This is a genomic window from Marinobacterium maritimum (genome assembly GCF_039523155.1).
Lineage (GTDB): Bacteria > Pseudomonadota > Gammaproteobacteria > Pseudomonadales > Balneatricaceae > Marinobacterium > Marinobacterium maritimum.
The window spans coordinates 300,389-323,220 of the sequence record NZ_BAAAET010000001.1 but is presented as its reverse complement, the minus strand read 5'-3'; the positions used below and the strand labels follow the sequence as shown (position 1 = coordinate 323,220).

Annotated in this window: 22 protein-coding genes; 2 read left to right on the top strand and 20 right to left on the bottom strand. The window is 56.2% G+C overall.

Annotation, left to right across the window (positions count from 1 at the left end; genetic code table 11):
• Positions 1-114 precede the first annotated feature (114 nt).
• The 12 genes from ABD013_RS01470 to ABD013_RS01415 all read right to left on the bottom strand — a co-directional run bounded on the left by ABD013_RS01470 (position 115) and on the right by ABD013_RS01415 (position 15,009).
• Positions 115-573, bottom strand: coding sequence for a hypothetical protein (locus ABD013_RS01470; RefSeq protein WP_343801182.1), 459 nt, complete (start codon positions 571-573; stop codon positions 115-117).
• Between the two features lie 35 nt (positions 574-608).
• Entirely contained in the window at positions 609-1,931 is a 1,323-nt protein-coding gene (locus ABD013_RS01465) for a hypothetical protein (RefSeq protein ID WP_343801179.1), read from the bottom strand.
• 5 nt (positions 1,932-1,936) lie between these two features.
• Positions 1,937-2,503, bottom strand: a complete 567-nt coding sequence (locus ABD013_RS01460) for a hypothetical protein (protein ID WP_343801176.1) — start codon at positions 2,501-2,503, stop codon at positions 1,937-1,939.
• 61 nt (positions 2,504-2,564) lie between these two features.
• Complete coding sequence (locus tag ABD013_RS01455) at positions 2,565-3,074, bottom strand: hypothetical protein (RefSeq protein WP_343801173.1); 510 nt, start codon at positions 3,072-3,074, stop codon at positions 2,565-2,567.
• Positions 3,075-3,081: 7 nt separating this feature from the next.
• Complete coding sequence (locus tag ABD013_RS01450; RefSeq protein WP_343801170.1) at positions 3,082-5,829, bottom strand: AAA family ATPase; 2,748 nt, start codon at positions 5,827-5,829, stop codon at positions 3,082-3,084.
• A 307-nt stretch (positions 5,830-6,136) separates the two neighbouring features.
• Positions 6,137-7,348: a tetratricopeptide repeat protein gene (locus ABD013_RS01445; protein WP_343801167.1), complete on the bottom strand. Its 1,212-nt coding sequence runs from the start codon at positions 7,346-7,348 to the stop codon at positions 6,137-6,139.
• 210 nt (positions 7,349-7,558) lie between these two features.
• Entirely contained in the window at positions 7,559-8,407 is an 849-nt protein-coding gene (locus ABD013_RS01440; RefSeq protein ID WP_343801164.1) for a mechanosensitive ion channel family protein, read from the bottom strand.
• A 3-nt stretch (positions 8,408-8,410) separates the two neighbouring features.
• Positions 8,411-10,030, bottom strand: a complete 1,620-nt coding sequence (locus tag ABD013_RS01435; protein ID WP_343801161.1) for a PhnE/PtxC family ABC transporter permease — start codon at positions 10,028-10,030, stop codon at positions 8,411-8,413.
• Positions 9,952-10,683: an ATP-binding cassette domain-containing protein gene (locus tag ABD013_RS01430; RefSeq protein WP_343801158.1), complete on the bottom strand. Its 732-nt coding sequence runs from the start codon at positions 10,681-10,683 to the stop codon at positions 9,952-9,954. The genes ABD013_RS01435 and ABD013_RS01430 overlap by 79 nt, the downstream gene beginning before the upstream one ends.
• Before the next feature lie 6 nt (positions 10,684-10,689).
• Positions 10,690-11,550 (bottom strand): putative selenate ABC transporter substrate-binding protein, encoded by an 861-nt coding sequence (locus ABD013_RS01425; RefSeq protein WP_343801154.1) that lies wholly within the window; start codon positions 11,548-11,550, stop codon positions 10,690-10,692.
• Between the two features lie 132 nt (positions 11,551-11,682).
• Positions 11,683-13,695 (bottom strand): CocE/NonD family hydrolase, encoded by a 2,013-nt coding sequence (locus tag ABD013_RS01420; protein ID WP_343801151.1) that lies wholly within the window; start codon positions 13,693-13,695, stop codon positions 11,683-11,685.
• Positions 13,696-13,710: 15 nt separating this feature from the next.
• Complete coding sequence (locus ABD013_RS01415) at positions 13,711-15,009, bottom strand: ATP-grasp domain-containing protein (protein WP_343801148.1); 1,299 nt, start codon at positions 15,007-15,009, stop codon at positions 13,711-13,713.
• 389 nt (positions 15,010-15,398) lie between these two features.
• Between ABD013_RS01415 and ABD013_RS01410 the strand changes: the two genes are divergently transcribed.
• Entirely contained in the window at positions 15,399-16,037 is a 639-nt protein-coding gene (locus tag ABD013_RS01410) for a porin family protein (protein ID WP_343801145.1), read from the top strand.
• 858 nt (positions 16,038-16,895) lie between these two features.
• On the opposite strand, the gene ABD013_RS01405 is transcribed toward ABD013_RS01410, so the two are convergent.
• From ABD013_RS01405 to ABD013_RS01380, 6 genes are all read right to left on the bottom strand, one after another.
• Positions 16,896-17,303, bottom strand: coding sequence for an OsmC family protein (locus ABD013_RS01405; protein WP_343801142.1), 408 nt, complete (start codon positions 17,301-17,303; stop codon positions 16,896-16,898).
• A gap of 445 nt (positions 17,304-17,748) precedes the next feature.
• The gene (locus ABD013_RS01400) at positions 17,749-17,970 is read right to left on the bottom strand and encodes a GDCCVxC domain-containing (seleno)protein (protein WP_343801140.1); all 222 of its coding nucleotides are present in this window, start codon (positions 17,968-17,970) and stop codon (positions 17,749-17,751) included.
• A 60-nt stretch (positions 17,971-18,030) separates the two neighbouring features.
• Positions 18,031-18,417 carry a hypothetical protein gene (locus ABD013_RS01395; protein WP_343801137.1) on the bottom strand — a complete coding sequence of 129 codons (387 nt, stop codon included), beginning with the start codon at positions 18,415-18,417 and terminating at the stop codon, positions 18,031-18,033.
• A 152-nt stretch (positions 18,418-18,569) separates the two neighbouring features.
• Positions 18,570-19,466 carry an EamA family transporter gene (locus ABD013_RS01390; RefSeq protein WP_425543375.1) on the bottom strand — a complete coding sequence of 299 codons (897 nt, stop codon included), beginning with the start codon at positions 19,464-19,466 and terminating at the stop codon, positions 18,570-18,572.
• 57 nt (positions 19,467-19,523) lie between these two features.
• Positions 19,524-20,003 (bottom strand): MAPEG family protein, encoded by a 480-nt coding sequence (locus ABD013_RS01385; RefSeq protein WP_343801131.1) that lies wholly within the window; start codon positions 20,001-20,003, stop codon positions 19,524-19,526.
• Between the two features lie 11 nt (positions 20,004-20,014).
• A complete protein-coding gene (locus ABD013_RS01380; protein WP_343801129.1) occupies positions 20,015-20,374 on the bottom strand; it encodes a nuclear transport factor 2 family protein in 360 nt (119 codons plus the stop codon).
• 264 nt (positions 20,375-20,638) lie between these two features.
• On the opposite strand from ABD013_RS01380, the gene ABD013_RS01375 reads away from it, so the two are divergent.
• Positions 20,639-21,403: an SDR family NAD(P)-dependent oxidoreductase gene (locus tag ABD013_RS01375; RefSeq protein WP_343801127.1), complete on the top strand. Its 765-nt coding sequence runs from the start codon at positions 20,639-20,641 to the stop codon at positions 21,401-21,403.
• Positions 21,404-21,532: 129 nt separating this feature from the next.
• Here the strand turns inward: ABD013_RS01375 and ABD013_RS01370 are convergent, their stop codons facing one another.
• Positions 21,533-21,850: an antibiotic biosynthesis monooxygenase family protein gene (locus ABD013_RS01370; RefSeq protein WP_343801125.1), complete on the bottom strand. Its 318-nt coding sequence runs from the start codon at positions 21,848-21,850 to the stop codon at positions 21,533-21,535.
• A gap of 63 nt (positions 21,851-21,913) precedes the next feature.
• A complete protein-coding gene (locus ABD013_RS01365; protein WP_343801122.1) occupies positions 21,914-22,486 on the bottom strand; it encodes a methyltransferase family protein in 573 nt (190 codons plus the stop codon).
• Positions 22,487-22,832: the final 346 nt, after the last annotated feature.

The following is a 22,832-nucleotide window of genomic DNA, read 5'->3' as shown; positions in this document are numbered from 1 at the left end:
CAGATGCGGGCAGGGAAAATATCCCCTGAGACAGGAAAACCCGCCTCGACGGGCTTTCCTGGATGAGCAGAACCATGACAGGATCGCCGTCCGCCTAACGACCTTGCTGCCTTGTCACAGCATCCGCACCTCTGAACGAGGGCCATCCGTGTACATCGCGACCAGGGAATAGTCCATAAACCCGGTACACGTGGACAGGTAATCCTTGGCGCAAAAATTGACCTTGTCTGAGCAGGCTTCAACAGCGGCCTCGTCTGCAGTCTGCAACCGCTGCTGCAGCGCCGCGAAGCGGCACGTCACGACATCAGCCGCATCCTGCTCCTTGCGATCGTTCGTCACCGCCAGCCGTAGCACCGCATTCTCCCGATCCCACTCAACCAGGAAATAACGCGACTCGTTTTTGACATTGGCATTGAGCAAGGCCATCGCCTTCTCCAGCGCTTCTTCCATGTCATCCTTGAGCGCCCCGTCCTCGGTGGCACTGGATTCCGCAAAGTGAAAACGGTTGGTTGCGCATTGCTCTTCAGGAGCAAAGGGATTTTCACCTTCGCTCAGACTCCAGTTCAGACTCATCTTGTCCTCAAACTCTTGATAGGTTAAACACCTGATTACTCATACTTGTCCGTATCGGACTGCTGCAAGCGCTCATAGCGAATTTGCAGCAGCGACAGCCGGGCGCTAGTACCCGCTTCCAGGCTGTGCGCCAGCAGCTGCTCCAGCACCTGCCGCGTCTTGCGAATACGGGGTGAATAATGACCGAACTGGATATTGCGTGACAACATCATGAACAGGTGTTGGCTGTTCGGGCTCAGCCGTTTACTGGCCGTAACCGCCGCCAGGTATTTATCCATGACGTCCGGTAACGGAGCTGCTCCGTGAAATACCGCTTCGGTATCGGCATAGCGACGCGAGAACGCCAGACGCACATGCTCACTGCTGGGCAGGGTATGGATCAGGTCCATCAGGAACAGGGCACCGCTGTTGAAGAAACTGCGCCCATCCGCCGCCCGAGGGCTGGCATGGGTCATCAGGAAGTAACCAGCCAGCAGCACCTCAATGTACCAGTCACCTCCCCCGGCACGACGCTTGTAGTCCTGCAGTTCGGAAACATATAGACAATACGGCAGCAGCGGGTGAACGCTGTCGTGCTCGGTGGCGATAGCATCCTGAATCTGGTGCAAGTCGAGCCGCTCCAGAATTTCGTTTTTCGCTTCCAGCAGCCAGTCCCGCCCGTCCTTGGCATCAGCGAACGCGCCCGTGCAGAGCTGCATCTCGCACGCCTCTGTCAGCAGGCTGGAGTAGCTCGGATCCGAGGACGCCAGTTCCCAGGTCTCATTGACGGCCGCGTGCTTGAAGGCCAGATCGACCGCTTCCAGCAACTGGTGGATCTGTTCGCGAATCTCTTCATGCAAGGCGCCCAGCTTGTCGCTGATGCCATCACGGTTCTGCTCCAGCATCTCCTGGATGTAGCGGCGACGATGATCCTCATCGACGAAGTTGATGAAAGCAAAGCGGGACGAGGTTTCATGCCGCAGCCGCCCCTGAAAGGCTTCCTCGAAACGGTTGGCCGCCGATACCAGACGATCAGCCGCTCGGCTGATCTCGAAGTAGTTATCGATCAGCTGCTCGTGCAGTTGCTCGTAATAGTGGTGATCCTGCTGCGACTGCTGTTTTTCGGACAGATCCTGGGTTCGGCTGGCAATCGAGATGGCCACATAGGCCCCGGCAAAAGCGATCGGCAAACCGATCACCAGATTGATCGCATCACTGATACCCGACCAGCGTGTAAAGGTGAGCAGGTCTGGCATTTCCGGCCCCAGCTTAAGCACCATCAGCGTGACCAGAAACAGTACCAGGGCAATACAGAGGGAATAGAAGATGCCCGACGTGAAGTTCCGGAACTCCTGGTTATTGCGCTTTTTACTAGCCATCAGCCCTACCCGACCTGATTACGCCGCTTGATCTCGACCAGCAGCTCAAGCTGTTGATCCGGAGAAAGCTTGGTGATTTCGTGGGTCAGATCGGCCTTGTAATCGATAAACGGCAGTTCTCCCCGCTCGACAGCCCCCCGGACCGCTTCTTCGTTGGCATCGATATGCATCAGCATCGCCTGCACGATACGCTTGATCTGGCGCTCGGTCAGACAGGCATCTTCCAGCGGCAGGTCGAGCAGCATGCGGATCTCGCCGTCGCGGTGATCGTAGTCGTAGAAGCAGAGTTTCTTCTCGAAGGTCTTGCGAATCGCCACCTCGAAGAAGGCGCGACGGAACTGAGGGTTGATGCAACTGTACAGCCGGGGTACCACAATCTTGATCAGCTCACCCGACTCCTGCACGTTGAAGATAAAGGTGACCATGGAGTCACCATCAGCATCACGATAATGCTTGGTCGGGAAAGCCGAATACAGATAGCCGTCAGCACTATCCTGCTCTTCCTGTCGGCACTTGTACTTCCAGCCGATGGACTGGAACAGGGCTTCCAGTTCCTTTAGCGTTGTAGCCAAAGCGTGTTCCTCATTATTCAGGGTAGACCGGGGACCTGCTCACCAGCCCCCGGGAAAATAATCAGATACCGGTACCGTCTTCAAGCGCACGCAGCTGGGCCAGCAGTTCCTGGCGCTTTTGTTCGACAGGATCGATAGCCGCTTCATTGATGCCCAGCACTTCCTTCATTTCAGGGATCAGAGAAGCACTCTTGGTCAGCACACCCAGCATGCGCAGGAACTGCTTGTAGGTCAGGTCACCATCTTCGATCACATGACCGATGGACAGGTGATGATCGTGGTCATCCGGGTCGTACTCCCAGGAACCTGTCTTGGTGGTGTAGTTCTTGTTCAGCATCCACTTCAGCAGCTCGGTACGCTTCTCCGGATCGGCCTCTTCCACCAGCTCATCAAGGTGCTTGAGGGTACGCATCTGCAGAAATTCGCCATCTTCCATCAGGCGGATGACAATCATGACCCGGTTGCTATCGTCGTCGGTGAAACCGGTCACAATGGTATCGCTATCCCGTTCCTGGTATTTGAAGTCGACCTCGTCGAGATACTGTTTAATCTTGGCTGTGCTAATGGCCATGTCCGTTTCACTCCATGAGTTGCTGTAAAGTCGCAGCATCGATGATTTCGTCACTCAATACCTGCTGAGCAACGCGATCGATCTGACGCCAATGAGTGTCGACCAGCGAGGCGGTGTGAGCCGTTGCCTCATCCAGCCAATGTTTGATTCGCTCTTCAACCTGTGCCGCAAAGGGCAGGCGTTTAAGCCAGTCTTGCAGGGCCGGGATCGACAGGTTATACAGCTGCTCATCCATGCCCCATTCGGCGATGGCATGCCAGGCATAGCTGGCCGCCTGCTTCAGGTCGCCGGCCGCACCACTGTCGAGCCCCTTGTCACCGAACTGCTTGATCTGTGCAGCCCGCCCCGCCAACGCCACACAGGTGAGGTTGAACAGAAACTCGCGGGTGTAGTCGTGTTCCTGCTCGTTGTCATAGGCGACCATACCGAGAAAGTTGGCCCTGGCCACGACTGTCACCTGTTCAATACGGCGCTCCGGCAGCAGCACCCGTGAGATCACGGCATGTGCTGCTTCATGGTAAGCCGTTTCCAGCAGGTGCTGACGACCATCCTCCAGGTTAAGTGGCGCACCGTATTTCTGCGTATTAATCTGCTCGGTCACCAGCTCAGGCCCTATCGCCTCCAGCCCTTCACGCAGCGCCAGCAGCACAACCTCCCGACTGACCTTTTCCAGATCAGCACCACTGAAACCGGCCGTCAGCATCACCAACTGATCCACGTCGATTCCCTGACTGAACAGGGGACGCGCCAGCATCCGCTCGATAAACCAGCGCCGCGCCTCCTTGTCGAGCTGGGGCACCTCAAAGTGCAGGTCGATACGGCCCGAGCGCAGAATCGCCGGATCGATCAGGTCCTTGCGGTTAGTCGCCGCGATGATGAAGATATCGTCACCGCCAGCAAAACCATCGATTTCCACCAGCATCCTGTTCACCAGCGCATCAGCATGTGGCCCCGCCGTACCCCGACGCGGCAGCGCATCGATCTCGTCGATAAAGATGATCGCGGGTGCATATTCGCGGGCGCGGGCAAACAACTTGCGAATGAAGGATTCGTTCAGCAGGTCATTACCGGCACAGGCGATGAACGGCAGGCCCGCCTCATGAGCAAAGGCCTTGGCCAGCATCGTTTTGCCCGTACCCGGCACCCCGTAGAGCAGCATGCCACGGGGTACACTGATGCCCTGCGCCTTCAGCTGTTCGCGCTGGCTCACCAGATTGATGGTTTCACTCAGCCGCGCCTTGATCTGCACATGACCGGCGATCTGTTCGAAAGACACCTCGGGCAGATCCACCTGGATGCCTGAAGCATCCGTGAAATCCTCACCCCGTGCCAGCTTCTCGATGCGCGCATCGGTCAGGACCACCTTCAGCCGAGTGTCCTCAAGCGCGAGCTGGTGCCGAAAATAGACCCGCTGATGCTTGGTCGCCATCTGCTGCGGCAGTTTGCCCATGTCCTGAGACTGCAAAAAGACTTCAACGCCAGCATCAATACTCAGCTCAACCTGTTCGACATGGGCATTTTCATGCGCCAGCAGATAGTCGGTCACCGGGTCGTACACCTGATCGGTCAAGCGCGACTTCACCGCCCGAGTATCAAAACCGGGGGCAAAACCCAACACCAGCAGGCGTACCAGCAGATCGAACTGCTTGAACTCGACCGACAGGCCCAGCTTGTCCTCAAAGGATTTACGCTCATGCTGGATCTGCTCCTGGGCGATCCGGGCCAGCGCATCGATGCTGAGTTTGTTGAACAGAATGATGCTGCCCTGAGACAGCCGCGAGATCATCTCGGGCGGAATGGCGGCCACCTGATGGCCATCCTCGATCTTGGTTTCCTGACTGATCGCCTGTAACAAATGCTCGCGCGCCTGGTGCGGTTGCTTGCGGGCCTGCTCGGCGAACGTCCGGTTGGAATAGATACTGCTGCCCAGGTTCGACGTGAACACCACAATGGTCTGGCGGAAATCGATCTCTTCGCCGCTGTATTCATCCCTCAACCAGCCCTCCGACAGCAGGCGCAGCAACGCGGTCTGCACACGGCTGTGGGACTTTTCCAGCTCGTCGAACACAATGATCGAGCGCGGGTGCTGCTTGACGAAATCGGTCAACAGGCCGGTGGTCGCATCACTGAACCCCTTGCGCAGGCCCACCAGGCCGAAACTTTCTTTTTCGGAGGAGAACTGGGTCATATCGAAGGATCTGAGAGCATAGCCCTGCAGCCCCTGCCCCATCAGCTGGGCCATATAGGTCTTACCCGTCGCGGCGGGCCCCAGGAAGGAAAAAATCGCCTGAGGGCGGTCGCTGAGCTCGCTCCAGCTCATTCGCATCACGGCATCGCTGACCGCTTCAACAGCCGCATCCTGATCGAAAATACGGCTGCTCAACAGCGCCTTAAGTTCCGCCACGCTGGACACCACCGTATGGTAGCGGCCCTTGCGATCTCCCAGATTGACGTACGGCTCGGTGACACGACTGGAAAGATCCAGCCCTTGCTGCTTCAGGCGCTCCAGCAGCCGGATTACATCCGGTGCATAGGGCACTCGGGGCAAGGAGGCGGTTTCTTCAAGCAGACTGGTTGTGAAGCGCTCGGTACGCGGCCCCTCTTCGGGCACATTCAGGCTATCGCACAACCGGGAATAATCGCTATCGGATAATGGCTGAAGAGACTGGAGTGCACTGCGCAGGTGGTCAAGCGTGATCGAGCCCTCACCCGACTCGATTGCGAGCAGTTTCCCGCCCAGAAGCATGTTTCGCATTAAAGAGTATCCCTACCGCTTTCGGTCAACGCTAGCAGTATCCAGCAGGCTTTGTGGGGGAGAAAGCACCTGGAAACGTCTTGCTTTGTGTTTCAAATGACTGACATTTCCAGCCAATATACGCAATTTACCTAACCTTGAAAACCGAGACATTTCCAAAATGTCGAAGCACAACAAGGCCATATACAACCCAGCCGCATTCAGATCAAAGAGCGCCCCGGTACCGGGCTGTACTGCAAGTATTCCTCAGCCATGTTACGAGACAAGGCTCACAAGATTTCAGTGCTCCATCCCGCCTTCACAGACACTATTGTGCGGCGCTGGCGGCCTGGCAACGTTTCTCCAGCAAGTCGACCAGTATGCGTTCCACATTACTGCCTCCGATACTGATGCGCGCGCCTTCAGACAGGGCGGACAATGTCTGCGTTGCACGCGGGTAATCGGCCTGCACATAATCGTTAAGGGCGGATACCAGGGCCAAGGCGAGATCTCGATTGGCTCCTGCAGGTTTAGCCGCGATTGCGCTCCTGCAACGCTCAAGTCCGGCAGTATCTTCCGCCGATGCATAGAGTCCCGCCACATGCAGTGCAATGAAAGGATGACCGATCATCGACCAGACATGTTCTATATGCCGGACAACATCAGGCTGTAAGGGGTTAGCCTGACCGCTTTTCAGATAATCCCGGAGCAGGAAGCCGCCACAATCAGCCAGCGTCAGTACAGGACCACAAGTGGTTGTATCCGGAGCACAATAACGCAGATAACGCTGCATCGCGGCATCACGTTCATCCATTTGCCACTCCGATAGCGCCAGGTGCCACTGAACATGACCATACATCTGGCCTTCCCGAGCCCCAGCCCCATGGATAGCCAGCCAGTCGTGAAGCAACTGCGCCGATTCTTCAGCCTCTCCTTCATCATGCAGCAAATGGGCCAGGGCGTGAATGGAGTAAAGCGCCTGCGGCCGAATCGCCAGTGCCCGCTCAATCAGTTCACGCCCCCGCTTGCGCTGGCCGGCTTCACTGGCCGCAAACCCGAGCCGGGCGAGCAAGGCCCAATCATCCTTCAATGCCGCTTCAACGGACTCGAAGATAGCGAGCACAGTCTCCAGCTTGGTCGCACCGCCGTAAAAGAACAGATTTCCCGCCAGCTTGGAGACCACCAGCAGATCAGCAGGCGATGTTGCGATATGGTCCAGCGCACGGGCCTGGGTCGCCTGAAAATTGTCGATCAAGCCGATCAGCACCTCGACATGCTCACGCTCCCACTCAGTCGCGTTCTGCACCGCCAGCTCGGCACGCTCGCGATAGGCTTCAGCGCCGGGCTCGCCAACATCCTGGGCCACGAAGTAACGCGCAGCCGCTGCCAATGCAAAGTTCTCATCAAGCGCCAGCGCCCGATCAAGCGCTTCGGCCGCACCGGATTCTGAGCCCAGAATCAGGTCGATCGCGTCTTGATACAGGTCTGCCGCCTGAGCAGACTGGCAAGTCAGTGTATTGCCGGTTCGAGATTCAAGCATTGGACAATGCCTCTTTCAGTGATGGGGTAACTGCGTCCAACTCGGATATGCGCGCATGCCTTCATGGCATACCTCCTGGCCAGTGCAGGGTCGCCGTGCTCTAAGCATAGGTGACTGAGCCGAACTCCCCAATGCTGCACCTGGATCTTGCCCCTTGTTCGGACAAAAAAGCCCTTCCGAAGAAGGGCTCTACTGGCCAGCAAGGTTGGATCAGGCGGCAGGCGGTGTATTGAGCAGTCGCACCTCGCGCTGCGGGAAGGGAATCTCGACGCCCGCTTCTTTCAGCGCATTGAACAGCGCCAGATTGATGCGATACAGCAGGTCGTAGTAGCGCTCGGTCGGAATCCAGACACGCACGCCCAGAGTAATGCCGCTCTCGCCGAAGGCCTCGATGCCCACCTGAGGCGCCGGGTCCTGACAGATCTCGTCACCGAACGTCGCCAGCACGGACTTGAGCAGTTCGCTGGCCTGCTCCGGGTCGGCGCTGTAGGCGATATCGATGGCCACTTCCGCCAGCGTATTGGCATGGGAGTTATGGATGATCTCTCCCACCACATGCTTGTTGGGGATGGAGATCTCGACGCCGTCTTCATTGGTCAGCAGCGTGTGTGACAGGTGAACCTCTTTCACCAGCCCGCTCACGCCCTGCACCTGAATGGTGTCGCCCACCACGTAGGGGCGTGTCAGCACGATGGTCAAGCCGGCGCTGTAGTTGGACAGCAGCCCCTGGATCGCCAGGCCAGCCCCCAGACCGACAGCACCGATCATGGCTATCAGCGGGGTGACGCTGATGCCCAGCTTGCCAAGTGCCACGATCGCCACCATGGCGACAATCAGAATCTTGACACAGCTGGCAATGAAGCGGCTCAGCGTGACATCCAGGTTGTGTCGCTGCATCAGCGCCAGCGACCAGTTGGACACCTTGCCCGCCACCCAGAGCCCCAGCAGCAGGGTGATCAGCGCACCGATGATCTGGAAGCTGTAGTTGACGAAGAACTCCACCACCAGATTATAAATTTCCTGGAACTGCACCAGCTCCTGCTTTACCGACTCTTCCATTCCTTACTCCATTTTCAAACAAGAACTATCCGGCTGCCGAACCGACTCCGCCTGTGTCAGCCGACGCAGACGGCGAGACAGGCTGTCGACCAGCACATTCAGCAGCGCCGTGACCGCAATCAGCAGGAAAGCGCGGTCATAGCGAATCTCCTCGAACGCCGAATCGATATAGAACCCGAGCGTGGCAATACCCAGTATCCCCATGATGGCACTTTCTCGCAGGATAACCTCCCAACGATAGAACAGGAACGCCAGCATTGCCGGAAAGCGCCGCGGTGTTTCGATATAGGCATAGCGCAGCAGCCCCTTGGGCTCATCGGGTCGCTCTTGTCGAGAGCCATGTTCCGCATCGCTGGCATTGGCCACCAGAAAGGCGATCAGGCCGCCGTTATGCAGCGCCAGCGCCAGCACCGCCGGCAGTCCTGAAGGGCCACATAGCAGCATGAACACGAACGCCAGGATCATCTCCGGTGTCGAGCGCAGCACCAGCAGCAAAAAGCGCCCCGGCCAGCGCATCACGGCTCCCGCCATCGAACGGGTCGCCAGCGGGTAGACCAGCAGGACCACCAGACCGGTCAGCACCAGCGCAATCTGGGTCAACAGCAGTGTCTGCACCAGGCCGGGCCAGACCTGCTCACTGAACATCTGACCATACCAGTCCAGTGCGCCGGCAAGATCACCCTCACGCAGTGCTCGAGGCCAGATATCCTGGCTGATGAACTGCCAGAAATAGCCGCTGTTACTGAAACCGACCGTCTCCGGCAGCAGCCAGATCGCCAGTATCATGTAAAAAGGAATCAAACGCGGACGCACCCAGAAACGGATCGTCGCAATCAGCAGCAGGAACGCCCAGAGCAGCGCCCCCGCCTCAGCGTACTGGCCCTGCTTGAAAGCAGTCTCAAGATGAAAACCCAGCGTCGGCAGGCCGATAAAGCCCAGAATGGCGCTGGAGCGCAGTGCGCACTCGAAGCGATAGCGGGTATAGCTGAGCAGTGCCGGCCAGGCCTGGGGGATCAGGGTATACAGATAGCGCTTGAACGGGTTCAGCCCGGGGGCAAGTGTCAGCTCAGGGTCACGCGACTGCTGCTCGAAAATCTCGGCAAACACCTTGGCGAACACCCCGGCAAAGGGCACCAGAATCGCCAGCAGACCAGTGGTAGCGCTGAGCCCGTAGAGCTGCATGAAGATCAGCCCCCAGAACAGCTCATGCACTGAGCGCACCGAGGCACAAAGAAGACGCACCAGCCGCCAGCGGAACAGCATCGATAGCAGCAAGCCCAGTGGCGCCGAGATCGCCACCGCCAGCAACGCAAAGGCAACCGTCTGCCCCACGGCTTCAATCAGCACCACCGGCTCATCCCAGCGCGGCAGCAACAGCCCCTGCCCGATTCTGCCCAGCTCCTGCCAAGGGTCGACGGGATAGACCGCCAGATCGGCGCCGAACAGGCACAGCAGCGCCACCACCAGCAGCAAGCCACAAACCCCGTTAAGAGTTCTGGCACTGGAGCGATACGGGTACAGCGGTAAGGGTTGGTCGCCGAAGATCATGACCGGACCATCGCCCAGCCGTCCGTTTCCTGCACCGGGCTCGGTGCCAGCAGGGAACTTTCCTGCTGATACCATTCGTCCAGCCTCTGCTCAGACAGCTCGCGGGCCGGGCAGTCGCAGCAGATACGGCCATCGCGCATGACGATGATGCGTTCGAAATGATTCAGCGCCAGCTGACGGTTGTGCAGGCTTACTACAGCGGTCTCGTGCTGCTCGAGCAGATACTCCAGCAGCAATTCCGCCTGCAGCGGGTCCACCGAGGACACCGGCTCATCACCGAGGAACACCGGCTGCTGGCGATAAAGGGCACGGCCGATGGCCACGCGCTGCCGTTGGCCCCCTGAGAGCCGGTCCACCGACTGCCACAGCTTGTCCTCCAGCCCGAGCGTCTGTACCAGCTCGGCAATCCCCTGGCGATGTGCCGCAAGCGGCCGCACCAGATTCCACAACGCCGGTAAGGTGCGCACCCGTTCCAGCCCACCGATAAAGATGTTCTGGTACACCGACAGCAGATCCACCAGCCCGCCGGACTGCGGCTGCAACGCCACCCGCTCCGGCTGCTGCTGGTACAACAGATGTAACAACGAGGTCTTGCCCGCGCCCGAAGGGCCGAGCAACGCAACCTTTTCGCCGCGATGGATCTGCAGGCTGATGTTGTCCAGCACCCGGTGATCGCCATAAGACAGCGATTGGCCGGAGAGCTGGAACAGAACGGATGACTGGCTCATTCGCGGTCAGTCATCCAGCAGACCAATCGCCTTGGCGGTTGCCTCGATCGGGCCGTAATCATCGTTGCTTGCCGGTACAAAGCTCTGACGCGGGAAGCTGGCCAGCAGGTCAGGATCCTTCATTTCCAGCAGCGCAGCACGCACCTTCTCCTTGAAGCCGTCACCAAAGTGTTCATTCACATCACCACGAACAGTCCACTGGTAGTCCGGATAGGTCGGCGTGGTCCAGATTACCTTGACCTTCGAGGTATCGATCTTGCCCTCTTCCAGCTCCTTCTCCCAGACCGCAAAGTTCACCGCACCAACCTGCCAGGCACCCGCCTGTACCTGAGCGATGGTACGGCTGTGGTCACCGGAGAAACCGACACGCTCAAAGATCACTTCAGGCGCAGCACCGAATTGTTCACGCAGATAGAACTCCGGCATCAAACGACCGGAAGTGGAGCCCTTGGACCCGAAGGTAAAGGTCTTGCCCTTGAGCACATCGCTCAGGCTGTCGGACGGCTCCAACCCTGTGCTGGTGTTGGCAATGATATAGCTTTTGAAAAACTGATCCTCGTAGCCCTGCGCCAGCGCCTCGGAACCCGGCACCAGACGACGTGCCTGCACACCAGACAAGCCACCGAACCAGGCCAGCTGCACCTGATTGTTGCGGAACGCCGTGATCGCCGCCGCGTACGACTTCACCGGGATGTACTTCACCTCAACACCGAGCTGCTCGGTCAGATAATCAGCCACCTTGCCGAAACGCTGCTGCAGGCGAGATTCGTCGGCGTCAGGAATCGCCGTAAACACAAAGGTTTCAGCCTGGGCCAGAGCCGGCAGCGCCAGCAGGACCAGCGCCATCATTCGGCGCAGAAAGGACATGATGCTTCCTCGTCACATTGGGTTAGGTTGGCGTCGTGCCGCCAAGGGGAGTGGAATGATACGAACTGGCGGGACATTTGTCAGCGGCTGAGCCGGGCTGACAGACGAAAGGACTCGGTCATCGAAGGTCTGTCAGACCAGTTGACGGCGAATGGCGTAGCTCCAGTTTTGGGAATACACCCTTTTATCACCCTCATAGGCATCCAACTCGGCATCAAGGTAGAAATAGCCGGGATCACACGTCAGCACCGTGCGTGTCAGGGTTTTGATCTGCCAGTCATCCCGAACCAGACTGCGCTCCCAAAGCGTCTCACCCCGGGCAGAGCTGAAGTCGTCCCCCTGGTAGGAGTACCATTCCTGAGTCTTGCGCTGGACCACCGTCCCGATCGCCTCCAGCTTCTGAAAGCCGCCGTCGTTGATCACCTCCAGGGTGGAAACGTCTTCATCCAGTTCACGGATCACACGCCAATCGTGAAGCTCCTCGGAGAGCCGTTGCGCCTGGCTGCTGGCTGACATCTCCACCTCCGGAAACACGACCTTCTCCTCGCGCGATTGATGCAGCGGCAACAGCAGGCGGCTCTTACCCGTATGGATGTGCAGCCGGGTGGAGTTCGGTGTCGGCCAGGCAAGTGGAAAGTAGGATGACGAAATCGCGAGCCGAATACGGTGGCCCTTGGGGAAGGATTGGGCGATCTGGTTGAGCTGAACCCGCACCCGGTAGGGCTTACCCGGCTCCAGCGGAGTCGGATCGGCGTGGCTGTCGCGGTGGGTCAGATTGAGCAGGCCATAACTGACCCGTGTTACCTTGTTGTCGGGCTGCATATCGGAGAGGCGCACCGCGACCATCGCCACCGGCTCACTGGCAGAAATATGGAGTTCGACTACCGGCGCCCCCAGGATTTCCAGCGTTTCCTGCAGAGGTTCCGAATTGAACACCAAAGCGCCGCCATCCTCTTCGCGCTGATCGTGTGGCAGGTCCGGCGTCGCACTGTAGGAGCACCACTTGCCGGCAAACAGACCGTTACTCAGTGGCGACTGCAGCGAGAGCCACTTATCCTCGACCGCAGTGCCTTCGTCGACGAGGCGATACTCAGTGAGCCGGAAGGCCTGCTCCCGCGCCTCCTGCGGAGGCCAGTGCGGCTCACTCACCCAACGGCCGTAGCGCTGGCTGTAGGCAGTGGAAGGCGGCATGGTGTCGAGCATCCAGGCGCGCAACATCGGCTCCTCCATAATGCCGGTGTCGCGGTCCTTGAGCCACTTGTCCCACCAGCGCAGACACTCCTGAAGAAAACCGATCGCCGGCCCGGGCACCCCCAAGTGCGGGTAGCGATGGCTCCAGGGACCGATAAGCCCCAAACGTGGCCCCGGCAAGTGTGTCAGCAGCCGGAAGACCGCATTGGAGTAACCATCAGCCCAGCCACTGACCGCCATCACCGGCACCTGTACCCGGGAGAAGTCCTCGCAGATGGAGCCGTGCTTCCAGTAGTCGTCACGGTGCTGATGCTCAAGCCAGGTATGCAGCCATAGCCCGCTTCCTTCCAACCGATCGAACCACATCTCGCGCCAGCGCTCACCGACGACAGCCGGGTCCGGCGGCAGTGAGTTAAAGGCAAACATGGTCGACGCCCAGGAAAGATTGTCACCCAGCAGACAGCCGCCCATATAGTGCACATCATCAGCGTAGCGGTCATCAGTGGAGCAGACACTGACGACTGCCTGCAGTGCGGGCGGTTGCATCGCGGCGATCTGCAACCCGTTGAAGCCTCCCCAGGAGATACCGATCATCCCCACCCGGCCATTACACCAGGGCTGCTCGGTGAGCCATTCGATGATCGAAACGCCATCGTCCAGCTCCTGCTGCAGATACTCGTCGGTCAGTACGCCCTCCGAGTCACCGCTGCCACGAATATCGACCCGGATGCAGGCATATCCGTGGCCGGCAAAATAGGGATGGAAGGTTTCATCGCGCAACCGAGAACCATCGCGCTTTCGGTAGGGAATATATTCCAGAATCGCCGGCACCGGTTCACGTTCTGCACCCTCCGGCATCCAGACCCTGGCCGCCAACCGAGTGCCATCCGGCATCGGGATCCAGGTATTCTCGATATGGCGAATGCGGTTCGGAAACGTCTGCTGGATTTTCATATCGCCCCCTCGCTCTCAGCCGACCGGCACCACCTGCAACGCCACCGCCTGCTTTATCTCCTCATAGGTATCCAGCAGCTCCGGCTCCGTGTTGCCACCAATGTAAATATTGGCGATCTCATAACTGTAACTGTCCTGCCCTTTCAGATCCGACAGCCTCTGCCCTTCGTGGGCGATGAAGTGAAAATCCACGTTGGCAAAGCGGCGCTTGATGTGCTCCAGCTCTTCCCGGTTCGGTAGATGCGTGACCAGGCCGTCTTCCATGTGCAGGCGCCACATGAACTTCGCCGCCAGTCGGCAAGTCCCCACCCCTTGGGGAAAGTCGGGCTTGCGGCCGAGTCCCAGGTCGATCATCACCTTGTGATGGCTCAACCCATCCACATCCCGAAACAGTGGGCAGTGAGACTGAGAGATACGTGGATTAACCTCGAGCAACCGAATCGCGCCGGTTTCCGGGTTCCAGAAAAACTCCACGTTGAACGGGCCGTTATCGAAACCGATATGCTTGAAGAACCGCTCACAGGCCACAGCCATCTCCTGCTTCACTGGCTGCGGCAGCTTAGACGGGTATTGATAGCGCGAGAAGCAGGAGTGATGGAGCCCTTCCCGCAGCGAATCGACCACGCCATAGACCACCACCTCACCATGGTAGACATAACCTTCCAGCGTGCACTGATCCCCTTCAGAGATGATCTCTTCAATAACACAGTGTTTGCCATCGATCGGGGCGATTTCGTCCGGGATATGGGCAAACTTCAGCAGGTCGTTGAAGGGACGCCCCATGATGTGAATATCGCGGCGGATCGCAGCGATCGCCTCGTCCAGTTGTTCATCGGACGCAACCCTGAAGCCGAGCATCGACGCCACCGACTTTACGGGCTTGATCCAGAACGGATACTCCAGGCTGACCTGGTCCCGATAGTCATCAACGAACGGATCGATCACGCCGAACGCCGGCACATACTCCGGGACCGCCCGTTTCTGCTCTACACGGCTCCAGTACTTGTGCTCGCACTTCAGCAACGCCTCGAGACTGGGCGATGGCATGGCGTAGGGTGCACGCAACAGCGGCAACATGGTACTAACCGGAAAGTCCCAGTAACCTACGATGGCATCAACGGAGCCCTCAAACCGGTCGAGCCGTGCGAGGGCTTCCTCGTATAGCTGTTCGATTGGAAGTCGGCCACCCAGCTTGACCTCTTCTGCGCGAAAAAGGGGATGAAAACGGTAAGGTTCAATCTCTTGCAGAGCCTCCATCTGCTCCAGGTTGAAGCTATCCTCACCGAAAACGAAGATATTCTTTGTGGAACTCATGGCTCTAAGGCTCTTTGATGCAGCGACGCCACCGGAACGCGCCCACTGCCAGTTGGGCTTGGCAGATGCCTCTATCCAACTCGTTGCTGAATAGCCCCGGCCCCCTGTTGACTCCAGAGAAACGAAGGAAGCGCCCGTAATGACTCAGGCGCGATGGAATAAACCATGTTTCTCTGGGAATTTGCCTACCCCTAATATAGACGACATAAACCAGTTAGATAGCAACGGCGGCGAACCGCTCTTAAAACAGGATTAACGACACCATTCGGCGTAAACAAGGGCCCCGCCACAGCTTGCGAAAACCGCCACCTCCACTATATTCACAAGTTGGGGGTGGAGGTTAAGCAGTATTCCGCTTACCACTTTTTTCAAACAAAGGATTCTGCGTGATGAAAAAGTTGATCCCTGTAGTTGCTGCATCTGCTCTTCTTCTGAGTGCCACGTCTGTGCAGGCGGCTGGAACCTACGCCTTCGTGGGCGTTGGTCAGGCAGAATACGATGATGTCAGTATTCCTTCCGGTACCGGCATCAAGGTTGATGACAATGACCTGACCTACAGCTTCGGTATTGGCTACCGATTTAACGACAACTTTGGCCTGGAAGGCGGGTATACGGATCTGGGTGATTTCAGCGCTTCAACCGCAGGCGGGCCGGTTACCGTCACGGATGGAGCTGATACCTTAACCCTCGACGGCAAGTTCAGCGCCGATGCGGCCGGTTTCTTCCTGGGTGTCAGGGGCATGATGCCGCTGCATGAAAAGGTCGGCGTCTACGGTCGTGCCGGGTTCATCAACTGGGAGTCTGATGCCAAGCTGTCGGGCACTGCCACATTGAACGGCGTGAGCGCTGCAGGCTCGTACAGCGGTGAAATCGCCGATGGCACTGACCCCTACCTCGGTTTGGGGATCGAATACAAATTTGCCAAGGTCGCTTCGGTCCATGCCGACTGGTCACGCTACATGCTTGATTTCGAAGGTGAAGATATTGACGTCGATGCCCTGACTCTGGGTGTTACACTGTATTACTGATTGATCACGCCTATGAGAGACGAAGCCCATGGCTTCGCCTCTCTTCCTCAGATGCCCTTCAACCAGAAAGACTTTCACTCCACTGCACAGGCCGACAGAAGCGGTAACAGATCAAGCCCCAGATCAGACCGGCAAACCCTCCACTGAACGCCATCCCCCCAAGCGCCGGAGAAAGCAGAAGAAATAAAACATAAAAACCATGACGGACAAACAATATTATAATTTATCTTATACAATATAAAATGCAATTGGATTATTACTTTAAAAACAAATTCAGGAAACTACACAATCGAAAATAATTAAAACAAAACCGATAATTAACCTCCACAACCATGCTGTGTTCACAACTACTATACTTGATTAAAAACTAATGGTTGTTAATTTTTGTAAAACCAACAGAATTCAATCTCTGCCATCACCTGCTTGTGTTACTGAAGTGTTCACTCATCTTTCGTATAAAGTTCGCAAATAATATCATCATGATTCCCATCAAGATCGAAACACCGGCAATAAGCCAAACCAATATTCTCGGTTCAAATATAATCAGCACGCCGACTAAGACAAGAAGGAAACCGGGGAGCATCAACAGGTACACTGAGCCAGGCTTTTGTGCCATTCCTTTACAGGTTGATGCCATTGGGCACATTCTAACATTGTTTATAGATTGAGTTTTATCTTCACTGCCCATCTTCATTACCTCTCAAGTATGTAAAATTTCAACTCGAGCCATATAAAATATAATTCAACCTTCAAACCCCTGTTTATTGGTATTTTCCGACGACCATTTCAACCGAACCGTCCATAGAAGATTGATTATCGTGGTTAAACATGGAACACTTCCTTAAAGATAAAATATATCTATAAATTCGCTAACTTCGGATATACATACTCAACACTAATCGATATATCCGGGTGAAAACTTGATTTTATTGGACATAATCCAGCCGCACCTTCCAGCTTTTTACGCTCTGGTAGCGGAAAAGCATGAGGCATATTTACAACAAGAGAAATTGATTCAATGCGCTTTTCTGACTGCTCTACATCAATGTCAACAGTCGTTCCATCAATATCAATTTTATCTCTTATTGCCACCATCCCCATCGATATAAGCATACAACCTGCCAGCCCCGAACCCACCATATTTTCTGGAGAGAAATTTTCTCCCTTTCCGCTATATGGGCAATCCATTTCGACCATTTTGTCCTGAGGACCTTTGATAGCTGTACAATGCTGATATCCATCATATATTACTTTTAAACTTACCATCCTCCCCTCTCCTTGTGCTTTGCGTAATTAGCCATTAATAGAACCTCATTGGTTGTACCGAGGTGTCTACTGTTCGTGGGCCACTTGAACAGCTAATGGCGCATTAGCCGGCGCTGCCACCGGGCGTTTCCGCACCAGCATGCCAGCAACACTTCCTGCGGCCGGTTTAAAGGAAGGTTAGGACACCTTTACGAGAATCGCCAAGTCATTCAACTTAAAGCCTCTATAGCTTCACTCATTGCCTGCCGGGCATCCTCTGAATCCAGGCGGTATATTCCACGCCAGCCGGTTGCAGCCGTTTCAATGCGGACTCGGCTACGGAACAAATCTCTTACGTGATCCTGAACCTGGACGCGCAACGCGACCTGCCTTATTCGTTTTCTGTTCTTTCTTGTGCCGTGGATTGGGCAGCCGGCGGACACCGGCCGCGTATTGATAAGACAATTTATCGATCAGCGCTGCAACACCCTGATCCTTGCTGAATGGGCGGACAGGGCACAGTGCCATAAGAACAAAAGACACAGCAGTCTCCCGGTTTGGGCTTCAGCAAAGCATGGCAGGATTCACACTCGTAGAAGTACTGACAGGCATCGGTTGGCATGGTTTCGGTTTTCCGATGACCACAGTGGGGACATTCGATTGTGGACTCCAAAACTATCTCGACCATTACGCCCCTCCCACAATAGAAACTTCAGTTAGAACGTCTATACACTGATAGCAAAGCCATTCACCTTAGGGCCTCAAGCGCATCTTTCAGTGTCCGTCGGACGACCTCTGAGTCCAGGCGGTAATAATTCATGCCATGAATTGTTCGATGCGTGACCGTCCCGCGAGAGGCAAATCGTTCCAGTTGTCGGATCACCTCCTCCTCGGACAGCCTCGTCAGAGTCGCGACATCGCATTCGCACAATTCCGCAGTGTAGAGACCTGCCAGGACCTTCATCCCATTGGCATCTTCGGCCTCTGGCAAGAGCCCTGTTAATCGGGACGCCAGATCATCACCGATCAGGAGGATCGATTCTGTCTTTCCGGAGATTTGGCACGTATAGGAGACCCACTCCACGCCTTCCGGCTGCAACCGCTTCAAAGCGGCCCCGACCACGGCAGGGTCCATGCAACGAATCTCGCAGGTGATACTGGACCTGGATTTGCAGTCTGACATAGAGTCCTCGCATACTGATCTTGCTTGTAAACAAGTCTAGTTAAGTCACCTGCCGGAGCGCCATTCATTGAGTGCAGGGGCTCTGAATACCCTGGTTCAGTGCGCTACGTGGCAGCCGGGGGCTCCACAACAAGTTCCGCTGGAACCTTCGAGAACACACTCAGGGCGGTAACGGTTAACAGAATCAACGCCATGCCGACGATCTGAACAACCGCCAGATTCTCATTTAACACCACGACGCCAAAGAGCGCTGCCGTGACTGGCTCGACCATGGCCGCAATTGAGGCCACCGCAGGCGCCGTATGGTTGAGGCCAATAATATAGAGAATGAACGACACCCCCGCGCCAAACACTCCCAGAATCACGAAAAGTGGCCAACTCGGTGTACTGAGTACGGCCAGTGCCTGCTCAGTATCGTTAAGGCCAATCAGTATGCAGGCAAGTACCGCGAAAGCTATCGCCAGAATCGCCTGGGGACTGCCGTGCGGTGCCGCATACTTGAAGCCGAAAATGAATACGGCATAAGACAGCCCGGCCAGCAGCCCGGCGAAAGCCCCTGCCGGCGTAACACCACCCGCCCCGGTTTCGTAAACACGCGTCAGCAGCACGATGCCAACCATGACCATCACTATCGCGGCCCACTTAAGCCGGGTCGGGCTTTCGAGCTTGAGCGTGAAGGAGGCAAGATAGACGAACACCGGTGCGCAATACATCAGCGTCGCTGCAACCGCAACACTCCCCTCTGCAATACTCACGAAATAGAAAGCGAAGTTGCCTGCTACGCCGACACCCGCGATCACCGACCAGAACCACATTCGTCCGCTGGCCAGCCCGCTGCCCTGCGGACGCAAGGCCAGCCACACAAGCACGAACAGCAGCCCGATTGCGCCGCGAAAGAACGACACCACGAGCGGGCTCCAGCCATCGCCCATGAGCATCCCGCCGATCCCGCCGGATAGCCCCCAGCATAACGCCGCCAGCACCACGAATGCCGTACTCATACTCGCCAACTCAACTCTTGCGTACCTGCACGCACAGTACGCAGCACTGTCTCTGCTTCAACCTATCAATACACGGACCAGTGTGTAGACCACCATAACGAGTACTGACACCGAACTGACTGACCAAAGCGTTGCCCTGATATCATGCAGTTGTCCCGTCGCATAGGCGATGAAGTGTGCTGCCCGGGCAATCACGTACAGCCATATCAGTAATTGAGCCAGAACAAGCGGCGGATCCATGAGAACAAACAACAGGCCAGCAACCAGGAACGCGGGAATACTCTCCAGGTCGTTCAGATTCATTCGTCGCGAGCGCTCTACATATTCATTCGGCTCCAGCTGACCGGGCTCAGGGTTCGGATTGATAGGACTCTTCTTGGCATCCTCGGGACTCCGAAAACCAGCGCGAACCTTCATCATTCGGTAAACCGTCATCCAGGGCTGCAGCAGAAGCTTCAACAGCATGATCGACGCAGCGAGCACATACGCCGAGAAAGCCGGGTTATCGAGACTCAGGATCGCCGTTTCAAGTGTCATCAGATATCTCCTTAGAACGCACTCTTCCACTGCTCGGTGTCGATAAACCAGCGCTCCTCGCAGATCTTGTCCCCAGTGAATTTGAACAGCACCGCAAGCTGTGACCCAGTGACTTTCGCCGACTTCCATTCAACGATCGAAACGACCTCGTCTGTACCTTGAATCTGCCGTAGAGCTGTAATTTCGAAGCCTGGCGGCAAAAGTGTTGCCAGGCCATCCAGTGCTGCACGGAATGCCGCCCGGCCTTCAAGAACATCTGCCTGACCAGGCATAACGAACCTCATATCCTCCATGTAATCGGCAACCAGAGTATCGAAATCTCCGGTACCAACGGCGTCCCAGCCTCTTGCCACAATATTTGCCAAGTTCATCGCTGATCCACCTCAGTATCTAATTTAGAGCCGCTCACGCTTTGCTTGCCTGAGCACGAATTCCGGACCTCCTTGCAAGGGATAACCTAACTATAGATGGCTCTACCGTTCGTGGGTAACTCGAACATATAACGCTTAAACCATCCTTCCCTTAAGCCTGAATTGGAATGCGTGTATGGATAGATGATCCCCCCATTTGGGTTATTAAACAGCCCAAAAATATCTCTACTCTGAACTGAAACAACAGTTAACCGGGGCTTTAAGATGCAATTTGATTTCACGGGCAAACGTGTACTTGTAACCGGCGGTACACGAGGTATTGGAAAGGCGGTGGTCAATGCTTTTCATAAAGCAGGTGCCTGCGTCGCCATCAATGGCCGTACGGTCGAATCGGTTGCAAGTGCAATCGACAGGATTGCTGATACCAGCCGGCTGGTATCAGCTCCCGGGGACATCGGATCCGTATCCGGTTGCGAAACAGTGGTAAAAGCTGCGATTGAAGGGCTTGGCGGGCTCGATGTGCTTGTAAACTGTGCAGGGGTCGGTATCTCGGTTGCAATAGAAGCTAGCGATGAATCCCTATGGGACAAAACCCTGAGCGTAAACCTGAAGGGAACCTTCTTCTGCATTCAGGCAGCACTGGAAGCCCTGCGACTGAGCAAGGGCTGTATCATCAACATCGCCTCAGACGCAGGACTGATGGGCAACCACAACTCTTCCATCTACTGCGCCTCCAAAGGCGGTGTCGTCAACATGACGCGAGCCCTGGCCCTGGAACTGTCCCCCCAGCTACGCATTAACTGTGTATGCCCGGGATATGTCGATACCGATATGGTGCGTCGTGACTGGATAGACCAGCACCACGACCCTGAACGATTGGAGAAAATAGTCTGTAACTATGCGCCACTGAAACGCATGGCCACACCTGCCGAAATTGCAAACTCCATTCTGTACCTGGCAACACCCGAGGCTGGCTTCATTACCGGATCGGCCTTGCAAATCGACGGTGGCTCAACCGCGGGGCACTGACATATCGGCTGCTTTACTAGCTGATGCTCAGCCACGTAACGCCGTGACAAGGTGCCGGTTTGAAGGTGCACCGCGCCGGAAAGCCGGCACCTTTGAGGCCCTCAGGCCGGAACGAACTTGAACGACTGGTTAAATGCCGTAGTCTCGCTCAACTTTGGCAATTCCCACTTTGAACGCTGAATACCATTGTTCGTGGCCCAGCCTCTGCGCCTCCCGGTGCTCAGCGTTACTCTTCCAATTTTTGATAGCTTCAAGGCTGCCCCAATAGGACACAGTAATACCCAACCCGTCGCGAACCGATTCGACACCCAGAAAACCCGGCTGCTCAGAAGCCAGCGCCACCATGCGGTCAGCCATTTCAGCGTAACCCTTGTCGCCTTCAGTACGGTGGTTGCTGAAGATGACCGCGTAATAGGGCGGTTCCGGTGTTTGAGCAATATCTGACATAAATCCCTCTATAGATTTAGTAACGCACAGCAGAGCAGCCCGAGCTTACAAGCCTCCGGCCTATCAGTATATCCAGGGAATCAACCGATAACGTACGCGTTGAGCATAGTCGCGATAGCCCGGCAGCTCTTCCTGCAAAGTCTGGTCTTCAAGCGCGGTTCTAATCACCGCGATGATTGTTGCCATCGCTGCCGGAATCAGTGTCCATAGGGATCCCAGCGCAAGAACAATAGCGAACAGTGCAAGAATATTTCCGGCATACCCCGGATGCCGCACAAATTGGTACGGGCCCGTGTCACACACCACATGCCCACGATCCGTCTGAATGCGCACCACGCTGGAGAAAAAGCGGTTCTCTGCCACTGCCCATGCAGCGAAAGCGTATCCGAGCGAGATCAAAATGAAACCAGTCACGATGAGCCATAGCGGAAACTCGGGAGACCAGTTAAAGCGATGATCCATCCCTGCCACGATGACCGTAGGAAACGCGATACTCACCGCCATCAGCGGAGCAAGCACTTTGTCCCAGGCTTTTGCCTTTTGGAAATTATTCTTATTTTGTCTCTCGGATATTAACCCGGGATTCCGTTGTTCCGCCCATATGCGCCCACCAATGCCAGCGGCCAGGATCAGCACGGAGTACAGCCACGCCTGCCACCAATCAAAATCCCCTCCGCACACCAAAAGAACCAGTGGTATGCAGAGATACAGGATAACTACCCTGATCCACTGGCGAGGGGACCCTGCCTGAGCCGCATTTGGGACATCTTCATTCGAAGACACGATAATCCCTCAAATCACATGAAGTTTTCTGGCCATCTTGCACCTCCTCGTCAGGGGTAACCTAACTATAGAAGGTGTCTACTGTTCGTGGGTAACTCGGAAACTTAACGTTTTGCTAGAGGGCGCGTAGCAGCAACGCTGTGGAGCGTCCCGTGGAGGCCGCTTGCGGCCGGAGTGCACCTGAGCAATTGGTTAGGCC